This window comes from Microterricola viridarii (assembly GCF_900104895.1).
Taxonomy (GTDB): Bacteria; Actinomycetota; Actinomycetes; order Actinomycetales; family Microbacteriaceae; genus Microterricola; species Microterricola viridarii.
Window position 1 is genome coordinate 2,454,695 of sequence record NZ_LT629742.1, and the last position, 15,113, is coordinate 2,469,807.

Annotated in this window: 14 protein-coding genes; 11 read left to right on the forward strand and 3 right to left on the reverse strand. The window is 65.1% G+C overall.

What is annotated here, in order from left to right:
- The first annotated feature begins 16 nt into the window (after positions 1-16).
- Both BLT62_RS11215 and BLT62_RS11220 read left to right on the forward strand, forming a co-directional pair.
- A complete protein-coding gene (locus BLT62_RS11215; RefSeq protein WP_083364132.1) occupies positions 17-1,405 on the forward strand; it encodes a conjugal transfer protein TrbL in 1,389 nt (462 codons plus the stop codon).
- Positions 1,406-1,407: 2 nt separating this feature from the next.
- Positions 1,408-2,871 carry an SCO6880 family protein gene (locus BLT62_RS11220; protein WP_083365430.1) on the forward strand — a complete coding sequence of 488 codons (1,464 nt, stop codon included), beginning with the start codon at positions 1,408-1,410 and terminating at the stop codon, positions 2,869-2,871.
- 502 nt (positions 2,872-3,373) lie between these two features.
- On the opposite strand, the gene BLT62_RS11225 is transcribed toward BLT62_RS11220, so the two are convergent.
- A complete protein-coding gene (locus BLT62_RS11225; protein ID WP_083364133.1) occupies positions 3,374-3,571 on the reverse strand; it encodes a hypothetical protein in 198 nt (65 codons plus the stop codon).
- Between the two features lie 443 nt (positions 3,572-4,014).
- Here BLT62_RS11225 and BLT62_RS11230 point away from each other — a divergent pair, with 443 nt between their 5' ends.
- From BLT62_RS11230 to BLT62_RS11255, 6 genes are all read left to right on the forward strand, one after another.
- Positions 4,015-4,455: a hypothetical protein gene (locus tag BLT62_RS11230; protein WP_083364134.1), complete on the forward strand. Its 441-nt coding sequence runs from the start codon at positions 4,015-4,017 to the stop codon at positions 4,453-4,455.
- Positions 4,452-5,939, forward strand: a complete 1,488-nt coding sequence (locus BLT62_RS11235; RefSeq protein WP_083364135.1) for a TraC family protein — start codon at positions 4,452-4,454, stop codon at positions 5,937-5,939. Before BLT62_RS11230 ends, BLT62_RS11235 begins: the two co-directional genes overlap by 4 nt.
- A 50-nt stretch (positions 5,940-5,989) precedes the next feature.
- Positions 5,990-6,985, forward strand: coding sequence for a DNA-processing protein DprA (gene dprA, locus BLT62_RS11240; RefSeq protein ID WP_083364136.1), 996 nt, complete (start codon positions 5,990-5,992; stop codon positions 6,983-6,985).
- A 28-nt stretch (positions 6,986-7,013) separates the two neighbouring features.
- Positions 7,014-8,825 (forward strand): type IV secretory system conjugative DNA transfer family protein, encoded by a 1,812-nt coding sequence (locus BLT62_RS11245; protein ID WP_083364137.1) that lies wholly within the window; start codon positions 7,014-7,016, stop codon positions 8,823-8,825.
- Positions 8,826-8,921: 96 nt separating this feature from the next.
- Positions 8,922-9,380, forward strand: coding sequence for a single-stranded DNA-binding protein (locus BLT62_RS11250; protein ID WP_083364138.1), 459 nt, complete (start codon positions 8,922-8,924; stop codon positions 9,378-9,380).
- 8 nt (positions 9,381-9,388) lie between these two features.
- Positions 9,389-9,970 (forward strand): hypothetical protein, encoded by a 582-nt coding sequence (locus BLT62_RS11255; protein WP_083364139.1) that lies wholly within the window; start codon positions 9,389-9,391, stop codon positions 9,968-9,970.
- Between the two features lie 278 nt (positions 9,971-10,248).
- Here BLT62_RS11255 and BLT62_RS17710 read toward each other — a convergent pair whose 3' ends face one another.
- Positions 10,249-10,719 carry a hypothetical protein gene (locus tag BLT62_RS17710; protein ID WP_156786329.1) on the reverse strand — a complete coding sequence of 157 codons (471 nt, stop codon included), beginning with the start codon at positions 10,717-10,719 and terminating at the stop codon, positions 10,249-10,251.
- 1,460 nt (positions 10,720-12,179) lie between these two features.
- Between BLT62_RS17710 and BLT62_RS11260 the strand changes: the two genes are divergently transcribed.
- A complete protein-coding gene (locus tag BLT62_RS11260) occupies positions 12,180-12,713 on the forward strand; it encodes a peptidase inhibitor family I36 protein (RefSeq protein WP_172829693.1) in 534 nt (177 codons plus the stop codon).
- Between the two features lie 501 nt (positions 12,714-13,214).
- On the opposite strand, the gene BLT62_RS11265 is transcribed toward BLT62_RS11260, so the two are convergent.
- On the reverse strand, positions 13,215-13,826 hold the full coding sequence (locus tag BLT62_RS11265) for an RNA polymerase sigma factor (RefSeq protein ID WP_231919125.1): 612 nt from the start codon (positions 13,824-13,826) through the stop codon (positions 13,215-13,217).
- Between the two features lie 461 nt (positions 13,827-14,287).
- Between BLT62_RS11265 and BLT62_RS18425 the strand changes: the two genes are divergently transcribed.
- Complete coding sequence (locus BLT62_RS18425; RefSeq protein ID WP_407937566.1) at positions 14,288-14,431, forward strand: transposase; 144 nt, start codon at positions 14,288-14,290, stop codon at positions 14,429-14,431.
- A 174-nt stretch (positions 14,432-14,605) separates the two neighbouring features.
- On the forward strand, positions 14,606-14,884 hold the full coding sequence (locus BLT62_RS18430; protein ID WP_172829694.1) for an IS3 family transposase: 279 nt from the start codon (positions 14,606-14,608) through the stop codon (positions 14,882-14,884).
- Positions 14,885-15,113: the final 229 nt, after the last annotated feature.

The window sequence follows — 15,113 nt, forward strand, 5'->3', positions numbered from 1 at the left end:
ACAACCGGTCAGAGCGATGAGTGTCTGCGACATCCCCGTCATCGCCGAGGTGTGCAGCACCGTCGGCGAAGGCACCGCTTCGCTGATCGCGGCACCGTTCGACTGGCTCGCGAGCGCGATGGGCGCGGCCGCGGCCTGGCTCTTCGAAGCCGTCTGGGCAGCATTCGACACAACGACTCTCGTCGACGTCACCGACCCCGGATACCTCGACGTGTACAACGTGCTCTTCGGCGTCGCCGTCTTCGTCACCCTGGTGCTCTTCTGCCTGCAACTCATCACCGGGCTGGTGCACCGCGACCCGACTGCGCTCTCCCGAGCCGCGCTCGGCCTCGCCAAGTCGGTGCTCGGTTCCTTCGTGCTCATCACCCTCACTGGCCTGATGCTTGAGATCACCGATCATTTGGCGATCGGCGTCGTGCAGGCCAGCGGCAACACCATGGAGGGAATGGGCGACCGCATCGCGCTTCTCGCCGGCGGTCTCACGACGATCAGTATCGCTGCCCCCGGTGTCGGTGCGATCGTGACGATCTTTCTCTCAGCGCTCGCAATCAGTGCAGCCGCGATCGTGTGGTTCTCGCTCCTCGTCCGCAAGGCACTGCTACTCGTCGCGATCGTGTTTGGGCCGATCGCTCTCGCGGGCGCAACCTGGGACGCGTCGAAGGGGTGGTTCACGAAGTGGGTCGCGTTCGTGCTCGCCTTGATCCTGTCGAAGCTGGTGCTCGTCGTCATCTTCCTGGTTGCCGTTTCCCAGGTCTCCGCGCCCATCGATGCGGACCTCGCCTCGATCAGCGATCCGATCGCGGGCATCGTGCTGATGTTCATCGCCGCTTTCGCACCTTACATCACCTACAAGTTCCTGAGCTTCGTCGGGTTCGACATGTACCACGCGATGTCGAGCGAGCAGGAAGCCAAGTCCGCACTGAACCGGCCCGTTCCTGTGCCGAGCACACCGATGGCGGAGAACGCGAAGAAGATCCTCGGCCCGAGCAAGGACATCGAGAACGCGACACCTGCAGAGGGCCGCGCTGTGCCTACCGCCGCACAGGGTGGTCGCGGTTCTGCCACTGCAGGCGGCACTGCCACCCCAGCCACCTCGAGCGCTGGCACGGCGGGCGGTGGCGGCGCCAGAGCGGGCACCGCGGGCGCGGGCACCACCGCAGTGCCGGCCGCAGCGGCCGTGACCGTCGGTGCGTCAGTAGTCGGTGGAGCGGCCAAGGCCGGCCCGCAAGTCGGCAATGCGATCGGCCGGAAGGCCGACGCCCACGCGCCATCAGCCGACGACGTCGCTGCGCCTGCCCCGGCGAGTCCAGCACCGCCGGTCGTCGGCCGCCGGCGCCCGCGGGTTTCCTCGCCGTCACCAGGTGCGCATTCCCCCATCACCGCACAAGCACGAAGGGACGTGTGATCATGACCGCGGACGGCAACCGCACCGCGTATCAGCTCTCCCCCGTGCAGTTCTCACGGCTGGCCCGCCGCGGCATCCTGCTCGGGCTCTCGCTGCCGCAACTGATCGCCGTGTCGACCGGGGTACTCACCCTTGTCACCGCGCTCTACACGGCGGGCGCCCCGGGCATCGCCTGGACGAGCCCGATCTGGGGCACGGCGGCGCTCACTGCCGCCATCGCGATCGGCGGACGCAAACTCGTCGAGTGGATGCCGATCGTCAGCCGCTGGATGTGGCGCAGCGCACGCGGCCAACTCACCTACCGGCGCCGCGTCATCCGCCCACGCCCCGTCGGCACCCTCGCTCTCCCCGGCGACGCGGCCTCGTTGCGTGAGTGGAACGATCCGGAGTCTGGCGCCGTGATGGTGCACGACCCGCACGAACAGACGCTGACTGCGATCGTCGCGGTGTCGCACCCGGCTTTCGCGCTGCTCGACCCGGGCGAGCAGAACCGCCGCGTGGCCGGGTGGGGCCGCGTGCTTGCCGGCGCGTGCCGATCTGGCCGCATCGCCCGCCTGCAGCTGTCGGAGCGCACCCTGCCCGACTCCGGCACCGGTCTCGCAGAGTGGTGGGAGCAGCACGGCATCAACGATGACGGCTGGGCGGCCGCCACGTACCGCGACCTGATCGAACGTGCCGGCCCGGCTGGCGAACGCCACGCGACCACGATCAGTCTCGCGCTCGACCTCCACGCCGCGTCCCGACAGATCCACACGCAGGGCGGTGGCATGCGCGGGGCGGCGACGGTGCTCAGACAGGAGATGGCCGCCCTCACCGGCGCCCTGCGCGCAGCGGATCTCGCAGTCGGCGGGTGGCTCACGGCCGACGAGCTCGCCAACATCCTGCGCACGGCATATGACCCCGCCGTCGGCGTCGCCCTGGAACGCCACCGCGAAGTCGGACGTGACCTGGCCACCGCCGGCCCAGTGGCCGTCACCGAGAGCTGGGATCGGCTCCGCACCGACAGCGCATTCCACGCGGTGCTGTGGATCAGCGAATGGCCACGCTCACAGGTGTACCCCGGCTTCCTCTCCCCCGTCGTCTTCACCAACGGTGTGCTGCGCACGGTGTCGCTGCACTACCTGCCCGTGCGCGCCGATCAAGCGGCCCGCGACCTCCGCAAGAAGAAGACCGAGCTGATCAGCGACGCCCACCAGCGCAAGCGCATCGGCCAGATCGAGGATGCCGGCGCGAATGCCGAGTACGAAGATGTGCTGCAGCAGGAGGCCGACCTCACCGCCGGCCACGGTGTGCTGCATACGACCGGTCTCATCTGCATTACAGCCTCAAGCGCCGATAATCTGGACGCGGCGGTCTCCACGATCGAGCAGGCCGCCATCCAGGCGTCGTGCGAGACGCGCCGACTCGTCGGACAGCAAGCGCAGGCGTTCACGGCGGCCGCCTTGCCGCTGTGTCGGAGCGTTTGATCGCTAGGTCCGGCGCCAAGATTATGGGGCCATGGTCGGCGATATCAGGGAACTTCATGTAAATCTTTTGTTCTGACATCGGGACGGCTGTCGCTGGTAAAGGGAGTTCGATCGAGGTTGTGTCCGCCGCTCAGCATTGGCGAGGGATAGCCAACCATCGACACGACGTCATCGTGACGTCCTTCGTCGAATTGGTGGAGACAGCTGGTCAACGGATACCTCCCAAACCCGATCTATGCGGACGCAAGGATGCTGGCTGGAGTACTTGCCTGGCAGTCACCTCGACCACACCCTGGAGCTTCGCTGGCAGGTACGCCCGGACGGAGAGCATTGATCGACCCGAGCTTCCACCTGCAGATCTCGGCTCGGCAGCAAACGGAATCCGCTCGCAATGCGCAACTTGGTTCCAGTTTGAAGCCAACGGGTCTGCTTCCGCGCAAGACATCAAGCCCACGCTCGATCTAAGCGCCTGCACTGCACGCTCCCCATGACAGGAGTAGGCCTAGTAAAAGCGCTCGAGGACCTCGGCGACGTCGAAGCCAGCCGCCTTCGCTTGCTCAATGAGGTCGTGGCACGGCCCGCGACTGGTGAACCCGTTCCTGCCAAACCTACTGTCACAGTCCGGGTCGTCGAACTTCACGCCGTAGGGGCGTTTCGCCCATCTATCGTCGTCAATCTCAATAGTTGCTTGTACAGCCATCACTGATCCTTCTTATTCGCAGCCGGTGAGGAACCGAACCTCGTCAGATTGCGGCGAGGCCGCCCTGAGGAGATCCTCGCAGATACGCGCGCATGTCGAAGCGTTTAGGCGGCACGTCTCCCGTGCAGAAGACGTATGACGGGGGTCACCGCCTGTTTTGGGGGTACCCGGGAGATACCCGTCGCACCCACAGCGTCGGTCATGTGCACTATTTCCTTTAGCAGTGATCGCAACTACGACCTCGAACCGTCAGTGCTGCGCGCGTTCGGTGTCGACTTTCACATGCCAGCATTCACGGGCTCTCGCCCGAAACGCGGGCAGCTCTCGTGAAGTGTGGCTAACGCGTTCAGGTTAGTAGGGGCGCTGACAGTGCTTTTCGCCCGCGCGAAGGGGTATGGGAGCCGTGCGCACCTGTTGGGCAGAAGTCCCTGATTGGAGTCGCCATGTTCAATGATCGCGGCAGAGCCCCGGCATCCCGCTGGATCAGCATCATCTTCCTGCAGGGCGGCGAGGCCGACGACCTCCTTGATTTAATCGATCACAGCGGCCCCGCTGCGGCGATCGAGTATCTGCAACAGTGGGACTTCGGCAACGAGACGGTCGACGCCGCGCTCATGAACGGCTATGTGTACGACCGCATCCCGGCCGGGCACACCGACCGGACAGTTGAAGTTTTCGGCTCCCCCTACGCGTTGACCTACAACGCATCGTTCGGGTACGTCTCGCTCCTCCGCCGTTACAGTGCCGATCCTGAACGGACGCTCGTCACCGCGCCGAGAGCACCCGTCGCTCAGTCGCTTCGAGCTCGTCAGGACGTCGCCGACACCTGGGCCGGCAGCGGCGACCGGGCGACGAGCAAGACCGGGCACGCGGTCTCATTGTGAACAGGTCTGGAGATGAACGGCTGCACACCACCGCGCTGATCGAACCGCGCGGCGAACTTCGGCGAGACCGACATGCACGCCGGCGTGAAGCATCCACCATAGAAGCTGATGCTCGCCGCACCAATCAGCGCGAGGCGCGCGCCCGCTGGCGGGCTGAGCGCGACGAAGCCCGCCAGTCGGCCTGCCTCCCCGCTGGCGGCGAGGCGGGCCCCGCACAGCTGCGGATGCCGGGGCGGCTGCGCCTGCCGAAGCACCAAGACACGTCCGCGACGCTGTCCGGCCACTATCCGTTCCTCGCCGAGGCCGGGCTCGGCTCGGCCGGCGTCTTCGTCGGCCAAGACCTCTACTCGGGGGCATCCTTCGTCTACGACCCGTGGGTGCTCTACCAGCGCGGGATGATCACCGCTCCCAACGTCGTCCTGGCCGGCATCGTCGGCTCCGGCAAGTCCTCGCTGGCCAAGTCGCTCTACACGCGCTCGCTCCCCTTCGGTCGACGCGTCTACGTGCCCGGCGACCCGAAGGGCGAGCACACCGCTGTCGCCGAGGCCGTCGGCGGCAAGGCGATCATCCTCGGCCACGGCTTGCGCAACCGGCTGAATCCGCTCGATGAGGGCCACCGCGCGGCATCCGCCACCGACACCGAATGGGCGGCGCAGCTGGCCGCACGGCGACGCGAGCTGATCGGCGCCCTCGCCGAGACGGTGCTCGATCGACCCCTCAGCCCGCTCGAGCACACGGCGATCGATCTGGCGCTGGCCGATGCTGTGCGAAGCGCCGAGGTGCCGATCCTGCCCATGGTCGTTGAGCGCATCCTCGCCCCGAACCCCGAAGACGACGAAGGCCGGCTCGCGGACGACGGACGCCTCGTAGGCCATGCGCTGCGACGCCTCGTCGCTGGCGACCTCGCTGGGCTCTTCGATGGACCGTCCACCGTGCGCTTCGACCCCTCGCTGCCGATGGTTTCCCTCGATCTCTCGCGGGTGGCGGAGAACTCGACGCTGATCTCCGTGCTGATGACGTGCTCGTCGGCGTGGATGGAGTCGGCGCTCGCCGACCCGGCGGGCGGCCAACAATGGGTGATCTACGACGAGGCGTGGCGCCTCATGGCCTACCCGGCACTCCTCCGCCGCATGGACGCCCACTGGCGCCTCGCCCGGCACTACGGCATCGCGAACATGCTCATCTTCCACAAGCTCAGCGACCTCGACAACGTCGGCGACTCGGACTCCGCGATGCGCGCCCTCGCGTCATCGCTGCTGGCGAACGCCGAAACGCGCATCGTCTACCGGCAAGAGGCCGACCAACTCGGGTCCACGGCGAGCGCGCTCGGGCTCAGCGGCACTGAGCAGAAGTTGCTTCCCGCGCTCGGCACCGGGCAGGGCCTGTGGCGGGTGAAGGATCGCAGCTTCGTTGTGCAGCACCAGCTGCACCCCGATGAGCTCGCGGTGTTCGACACCACGGGCCGGATGACCGCGGGCATGTAGGCACGCGTGTGCCGGGGCGCACCTGTGATGTGGATCGAGGAGGCAGGGCGATGGCTGCGAATGCTGACGAAGCGAGAGAGGCGCGGATGACGCTGGCTGCGCTGTCGGAGCCGGGCGACACCATCACGGGCACGCTGCTCGCCCGGCTTGGCGCGATTGAGACCGTGCAGCTGATCACGTCCGGCGATCGTCTCCCGAATGGAGTCGATCCGGCGGAGGGTGAGCTGTGGCGGCGAAGGCTTGCCCCACGCCTCAACCCCGGTCAGGCAGACCGCATTCGTGGCGACATGGAGCGCACCGGCATGCGGTTGCTGACTCCGGAGGACGTTGAGTGGCCGGGCGAGCTGCAACAGCTCGGCGTGGGTGCGCCGATTGCGCTCTGGCTCCGGGGCGATCCGGGACTGCTATCGGCCGGGCTCCCCGGCAAGGTCACCGTCGTCGGAGCCCGCGCCGCGACGGCGTATGGCGAGTATGTCTCCACCGAGCTGGCCTCGGCGCTCGCATCCCAGGGGCGCGTGATCCTCTCCGGGGGCGCGTACGGCATCGACGGCTCCGTGCACCGCGCCGCGACCGCGACCTCCCCCGGTTCAACTATCGCTGTGCTCGCGGGCGGGCTCGACCGGCTCTACCCCACCGGCCATGAACAACTCTTCGAACGCATCGAGCAGAGCGGCGGCCTGCTTCTCACCGAGCTGCCACCGGGTTCCATCCCGACGCGGTGGCGTTTCCTGCAGCGCAACCGAATTCTCGCGGCGCTCTCCGGCGCAACGGTCGTCGTCGAAGCCGGGCATCGCTCCGGATCACTGAACGTCGCCAGCCAAGCGCACGCTCTCGGCCGACCGGTCGGCGCGGTCCCCGGCCCGGTGACGAGCGCGGCGAGCTCGGGCTGTCATCGGCTGATCCACGAGGGCATCGCGAGCCTCGTCACCGACGCACAAGACGTCACCGACCTGCTGGACTCAACCGCCGGGTTCTCCGGCGACCGAACATTTGTGCACGCGCCCAGTCGAAACGCCGCGCGGACCGGCCCCGGTCTGGTGCTCTGAACACCGCCGAGAGAGTGGCGACGCTGCAATGAGCACCACACGAGCCCAAGGCACACTCGGCGACGAGCTCACCAACCTCGGCGTCGGGCTCCTGATCGGTGCCGCAGCCCTCGCCCTGCTGCTCCGAGCCGCAGGCGCAGTCGCGGCCTGGGCGACGGGCATCGCGCAACCCTCCGGCGGGCCGGCATCCGGGCTCGCGGTGCTCTTCAACCTGGGCAACCCATCCGCGGCACTGAACGCACCGGACCTCAGCCCATTTGCGTACTGGCTCGCGGTCGCCGTGCTGCTCGGGATAGCGGTGACCGCGACGATCTGGCTGTGGAGGATGCTGCGCGACTCAGGACGCACCGCCAGGTACGACCCGCATCGCATCCCCGGCATTGCCACCCGCGCCGAAGTCGCCCGCGCCGCTTCACGCTCAGCCCTCATGAAGCGCGCGGCACACCTACGCCCCTCCCTGACGAAGGCCCGACCAAGCGACGTCGGCTACCGCATCGGCCGAGCACGCGGCACCACGGTGTGGGCAAGCGTCGAAGACTCGATCCTCGTCATCGGCCCACCACGCTCCGGCAAAGGGGCACACATCGTGATCAACTCCATCCTCGACGCCCCCGGCCCCGTCGTCACCACCTCCACGCGCCCTGACAACCTCACCGCCACATTGCGGGCTCGGCAACGGCTCGGCCCGGTTGCTGTGTTCGACCCGCAACAGCTCGCTGCGGGCATCCCGGTGGGGCTGCGCTGGTCGCCGATCCGCGGATGCGAAGACCCGCTCACGGCCATGATCCGGGCGACGGGGCTGGCCGCCGGCACCGGGTTGGCCGCGGGTGGTGTCGACGGCGGCGGATTCTGGGAGGCGAAGACCCGCACGGCACTCCAATCGTTGCTGCACGCGGCGGCCCTCGACCACAGCTCGCCCGCTGAGCTCTTCCGCTGGACCCTCGATCCCGCCGCCGCCCACGACGCGGTGTCCATCCTGCTCAGCACCCCGGCCGCCGCCACCGGCTGGGGAGACTCGCTGCAAGCGATGCTCGAGGCCGACCCGCGCACACGCGACTCCATCTGGCAGGGCGTCTCCCTCGCCTTGGGAGCGTTGGCCGACCCTCGAGTGCTGGATGCCGTCTCCCCCGACGACGGCGAAGGCTTCGACCCTGAGCGCTTCCTGCGCAGCAACGGCACCCTGTATTTGCTCGCCACCGGCGCCGGCGCGAACAACTCCGCTGCACTCGTCGCGGCGTTTGTTGAAGACCTCATCGAGACCGCCCGCCGCATCGCCGCGCGCAACACCGGAGCCCGTCTCGACCCGCCCCTGCTGCTGGCACTCGACGAGATCGGCAACCTCGCTCCCCTCCCGTCGCTCCCGAACCTCATGGCGGAGGGTGGAGGCACCGGCATCACGACGATTCCCGTTCTGCAATCACTCGCGCAGGCGCGCACCAAGTGGAGCGACAACGCGGCCGGCGCCATCTGGGACGCGTCGATCGTCAAGATCGTGCTCGGCGGAGCATCCAACTCGCGAGACCTGCACGACCTCTCGACCCTGATCGGCGAGCGCGACGAGTCCACCAACTCGTCGACGATTGGCGACCGCGGTTCCCGCTCTTCACAACGCTCGATCCGCCGCGTCGCGATCATGCCGCCCGACACGATCCGCACCCTCCCATTCGGCACCGGCCTCATCATGCTGCGCGCGGCTCCGCCCGTCGTTGCCCAGTTCCGCATGTGGACGGAACGCAAGGACGCGAAAGTACTGCGAGCGAATCGCACGGAGATCGAGTCGTTCTTGCGTCTGCCGGCTCACCAGGCGCCTCCCGAGCATCCGATCACCGATGCAGAATGACGGTGCCTGCCTGCGCTCGAAACCATGGCCCGTCTGGCGCACCTCCAAGTAGAAGCGGATCTCAACGAATCCGCCCATCATTTGGAGGACAGTCCCATGGCATTCCACACGCAGCAATCGCTCTCAGGCTTCATCGCTTCGGAACCGCAACAGTCTGTCACCGAAGCCGGCGACACGCGCTTCTACGTGCGCATCGGCCAACCGCACTTCCGCCGCGATGACGGCGGCGGCTTTACGGAGCTGGAGCCAACATTCCACGACATGGTCGCCTACCGCGCCACCGCTGAACGGGCGTACACGCGGTTCGCGAAGGGTGACAGTTTCGTTGCCGAAGGCTATGTGCGCTCGTTCACCTTCGTCCATGACGGCATGGCCTTGGAGCGAGAGGAATTTGTCGCGAAGAAGATCGGCCATGACCTGGCCCGCACGAACTACGACGTCGACCGCGCCCGCCGCTCGTCCACGAGCCCCGACCATGAGCACCCGATCGCACAACTGGACGCCCAGCCAACCCCGATTCCAGATCGGGCCCGCTCAGTCGCACGCGTGATGTGAGCGGCACGATGTCGGCCTACTCGGGCGAGTGGCCCACTGGCGATACGGATGCACCGCAAAGCGCAGCTGCTTACGACGATGTTGACGGGCCGATTGACGCTGAGCCGCCACACCCGGTGAACTGGAATCTCCTGACCGCTGAAGACGCCCAGACCGAATGGATTGAGCTCAACCGGTGGGTGAACTGGCTACGGCGCACGTACGGTCTCCCTGCGTCAATCGTGCCGCCGTTCTGGCACCGACACCCAGAGCTCGTCTGGGAGCTCTCCGCACTCCACCTGCACTGGCTCTGCGCCTACGACCCTGACCAACACGGCTCGGCCCCGCTCGGCTGGCACCGCGACTTCGCTGACGCGCGCCAACGCCTCCACGACTGGGTCGCTACGTCGGGCACTCGCCTCGATCGAGACCGGCCGACACGGCAAACCTCCTGGCCTGGTGAGCCGGCTGCCACGGACATCGACGGAGTCCAGATCGATAGACGCGACGATGACTTTGCACAGTTCGTAGTGGATGACGTCACCAAACGAAACGCGGCCGAAGCGGACTTTTACGCACAGCTGCCCGGGGATGATCCAGCCTCGCTGTAGAGCTCCGCAAGAATACTGGCGGGACTATGCATCCGCGCTATTGCAAACCGCTGCCGTACAGCTGCGTCACATTGGGGTCAGGGGGCTTTGATCTAACGCCGGTGACGCGTTTCACACAGCTGTCACGGGAGACGACGGTGAAGCCCCAATTCGTCAGCTTTGTGCGCTTGCCAACCCCAACGCTGGCTTGGCTGTTGAAGCCAAGCCAGCGTTCAGATTGCGGCCGAGAACACTCGACCGCTTGTCCGACGACGGTGTGAGGTTGGATTGACCTCGTCCTACTTCACTCCGGCGCCCCTGCTTTGTGTGACCTGGCCGACGACGAGAAATTCCCCGAGAACCGTTGACCCGTCAACCCCGTAGACCGGGATTACGTGGTCCTTCGCCCCTTCGGTCGCCTGCCATTTCAGAGCGTCCTCCGGAGATTTGAACGATGCCTGAGCCGCTGTCCCATTGACGGCATCAAGCTCAGTCTTCCTGACGAAACCTTCCTTGCCGTTGGTCGCCACTGCTTGAATCAGGTCAGGCTCTGTCTCAGGTGAGATGGCATCGACTGCGGAACCGTAAGTGAGACCCTGCCGGTTCATTTCATACTCGGGTGCGGGTAGGGGCTTCGATTGCATGCCCTCCGCAGTCAGCCCTGCAGGGGCGAAGAGCGTGGGAACGTATGCGACTGCTGTTCCCGTGCCAAGGCCGGCGAGCGCGAGAACCGCTACGCCAACTGCGAGTGTGGTGGTGCGTTTCTTCATGATTGACCGTCCTTCCTAGGAGTTCTGGAGTCGGGATTGGAAGGTGTAGACCGGATTATAGCCGCTCCCGTTCCAGCCGTACGATACGCCGTATGAGTACCAGGATCCCGTTTGCCATCTAGTGCAAGAGTCTCCGTTGGCGTAGGACGCCCCTGAGTTGTAGGTGATGTTGCCCTCGCAGCTCAGGGAATTGTTGCTAGTGAATAGCCTCCCCTTGGAACCCATGTCCCCGTTCTGAGCCCCCGGTCGTGAGGTCGTTGTCCTTGCCGATGCCCAGTGTCCGGAGGTGTTGCCCGTTACGGTCGCGTAATTTGTGTAGGTCTTGCCGGAAACTGTGAACGTTCCAGTGTCGCTACTGGCGTCGCCAGCCGATGCCGGCTGGAGGCCGAAACCAACGAGAAAGGTCATGACAAATGTCCCGACTAGTAGCATCAACCCGCGACGGCGATGCCCCGGGTCGCGCGTTTCGGAAGGCTCGAGATTCTCTCGAGTTGCGGCTAGATTCATGGGCGGTTCCTTTCTCATCGATGTCGGCCCCAGGCGCAGGCTTACTAAGAGATGTCCGGATCGCCGCGAATGGTTCACGTCTGACCTGATATCCCTCGCGTTCGTAGAATGACCGATGAGGGGTGCAAGTGAAGAGCGAACAAAAGTCGGATTCCGCGCTGTGGCTAGAAGCAATCTCGGGAACCGAGCGCCTTTTCCTAGTGATCTTCGATCGCTACCGAGACCGCACCTTTCGTGCCTCGCCATAGGGCCCAGCGGATCAAGCGGTGTGGGTTGCGGGCTCGGGGCCATACGAGCCATGCGATGAGGTGCCTGATGCCAGGAACTGAGAGTTTTGCCAGTTGCCCGTAGCCTGGTTCTTGGCCCCCAAGCTTGAGCAGCTGGTGCCAAGGCAGGCGGGGCGAACATGGAGAGAACGATGTGCCGATACCAGCCGGTGTTCTGGCGGACTTGGTAGTGATCGAGTCCGGTCTCGCCTTTGGAGGTTTGACAGGTTTCCTCAATGGCCCGCGGGCTCTGGCAGCCCTCGCGGGCTCAATGAGGGTGACGTTCTACGGAGTGTGGCAGATGAAGTGGGCCAAGTCTGATGGATCTTTCACCGACCGGCAGCCCAGTAGCCAGTGCTCGCCGGTTCCGGTCGAGCGGTTGATGCGGATCCGGGCTCAGGCGTAGAGCTTCTCGCCCTTGATGGCAGCACCAGCGGTGCGGGTGCGCCAGGCGCATACGTCTAGAGAAGCGAAGAGCTGATGGGGTCGGCTACCGGAGCCTCGTTCTCTAGGGCTCGGAATCATGGTGCTGGTGGCGCGATGATCTCCGTCGAGCTCCCACCGCTGCTCGAGCTGAGCGCTAGCCAGTTTCACGAGTTGAGGTCGACGTGATCTGGACCGCGTACGTCTCATCGGACATCTCATGTCAAAGGGCTTACGAGGAGCTCTCTGTTCCAGGAGGAAGTTGTGAAGAATCGAATCGTTCAATGTGTGGGGGCGGTCATCGGGGCTGTGGCACTCAGCTTGGGCTCGGCTACGACGGCGGTGGCCGTCGAGAGTTCACCCGCCGTAGAGCATTGTGCTGTTGAGGCAGCTCAGCTCGGCTCAACGGAGGAGTTGGCCGAGCCGGTGTGCTTCGGCACGACCGATGGGCTGAATGCGTTTCTGGAGAAGGTGGGTGCAGGCAACGCTGCACGAGGGGTTACCGCGAACGTGCTGCTCGGGACCGTCTACAAAGATGCCAATGGAACAGGTGCAAGCCTGGCGTTCTACGGCTCGAGCGGTTGCGCGGAGGTGACGTTCGGATTTTCGACGCTGACGGCGGGATGGGACAACAGCATTAGCTCAGCCCGAGGCTCGAATGGGTGTTGGCTCACCCTATACACGGCCACAAACTACGGTGGAAGCAAACTGAATTGCACCCCGTACTGCTCTTCAATCGGAGGCTGGAACGACAACGTGAAGTCTCTCGTTTTCCGGCCGGCGGGCACGTTTGGGTAGATCTACTCGCGGTCGAGTGGCGCCATTCCGAGCGAGAGACAAATCGATTCTGAAGAACTCGGAACGACCGCTGCGCTTCCGTCTCGGAGCACGCAAATTTGCAGCGGTGGCGCGACTCCCGGCGCATGTGCGGGAGCTGTGGGGTCTGAGTCATCACTGAGCGCGCCCTCTTCCCACATCTGCGTGCACAGCACTATTGCATCTGCTACGTGACCTGATCCGCCACCGTTCTCGAGGGTTGCAGACGACCCGGGGTAGCTTCCGTCAGGGTTGACATCGGTGGAGCTGAGGCAGTGAACGAGGTTCATGTTGGACATATGGGTGGCATTTAGAACGATCGCCGCTCCCGTGGCGAAACCACCAACGAGGAGCAAACCCGCGAAGCTTCCTGCGAGGATTCGCCGCCGTGTTCGCCGTGCTACTTCGTGAGGCTCGCCGCGAAGGCGCTGCATTAACAGCTCACGGATCGCATCAGTTCGTTCCGGAGTCATGGCGGGTACGTCATAGGTGTTCACGGTGCGCGCCTCCTCTCGTTATCTCGCCGTCTGCTACTGATGTGTCCACATCCGTCAATTCGGTACGGAGTTGGCCGCGTGCTCGATGAAGTCGCGATTTTACGGTGCCCGCGGGAATGCCCAGAACAGCGGCAGCGGCAGCGATTGGCAGCTCTTCGACCAGACATAGATCGACCACTGCACGATCGGCTGGGGCAAGTTTCCGGAGCGCCTGAGCGAGGCGGTTCCCGCGCATATGAAGATCTATCCGTGCATCGATCTGGGGTGCCGCGTCTTCGGCTGAGGGGCTGGGCGGAAGATTGCCGATGAGGCGCCTGTAGCGGCGCTGAGCTCGCGTCAGATTCCGTGTGACGTTGGTTGTCACAGTCAGGAGCCACGGAAGAAGCGAGCCGTCAACGATCCGCACTTTCTTGCGGAGTCGCCACGCCTCGAGGAAGACGATTGCGACGGCGTCCTCAGCATCAGCGACGTTACCGACCCGCCGATACGCCGCACGGAATACTCTGGCTCGATGCCGGTCGAAGATGACAGCGAAGGCACGCTCGGTGCCAGAAACCGCCTCTAACCACAGGGCCGCATCTGAGTCTCGTTCCTCCACCAGCTCCCACCCCCCGTTCGCGCATCCAGCTTACGGGTTGAGTCCGAATCGAAGGGGAAGCAATCAACCTTTCATCCACGCGCCGAGCATCCCCTAGCAACGGCCTATTGGAGACCAATATCCCTCAAGCCTCGAAAGGCAATGGGAGATGGATTTGAGTAGAAGAATAGCCATATGGGGGTGGTGGCGGTCGGATCGATCGGTGCCCTCCTGATCTTGGGGAGTGCGTTGCCGGTGTCGGCCAGCTCCTCTGGTAAGGATTCGAGACGGAGCTAGGAGTCCGTCGCCTCGTCGATCAGCGCATCGAAGCAAGCCACCGCGGAAAGCTTCGCCGCGAAGTTCGTCTTCGAGGACCCCGTCCACGAAAACGCTCTCGGTTTATCAGCGACGGAGTTCGCGGCGTACAACGATCAGCTCGAAATCGACTTTGACCCCGGCGAGTGGACACCTCACAGCAGAGAATGCTCACTCTGGCAAGGACACATCGGCCGCTCACTCCCGAGCACAAGGACGAGGCCGTGAAGCTGGTCATCACGACCGGCAAGGCAGTCGCCACCGTTGCACGTGAGCTCGGCATCAACGAGGCCACTTGGGTCGTTTGGTGATCGCGTTCAAGGCCCGCAACGAGACCGGGCAGGCGGACGTGACAGAGTCCAGGCGGGCCGAGCTGTTAAGGCTGCGGATAGAGAATGCAGACCTGAAACTGGATCGGACGCTCTTGAAAAAGCGTTCACCTTCTTCGCCCAGGAAGCCACGCGACGGCGGTGAGGATCCAGGACGTGCACCCGAAGAACTACGGCGTCTACGGCGCCCCGAAGGTGCACGCGCAGCTGCGCCGCGACGGCCATCCGGTCGCGCGGAGCACGGTGGAACGGCTGATGCGCCGCGTGGGGCTGCTGGGCGTGTCCCGGCGGAAGGGGCCGCCGCCGACAGTGTCGGGGCCGTTCTCGGACCGGGCGGGCGACCTCGTCGACAGGCCCTGCACCGCGCCGGCGCGGACGGCCTGTGGGGGGCCAGGCAAAACCATACGAACCCGAAGGCGCCTCGAGTTTGACTAGCGTCCAGCGGTCCGCAAAAGCCAGCGCTAGCTGTCCAATTGTGAAGATCAGCGCGTCTGCCTGAGCAACCCTGCAGGCGACATGGTGTAGATGCGGAGGCGACTACGAGTAGTCAGGCGCAACGTCGTCGCCCATACCCGGAACCTAGCAAGCTGCGCAACTCTCGTAGGCGAGAGTGTCCCCGGTCAATGGCGACTCATGCAGCTGTCATTCGCAATGCACCGCGTCA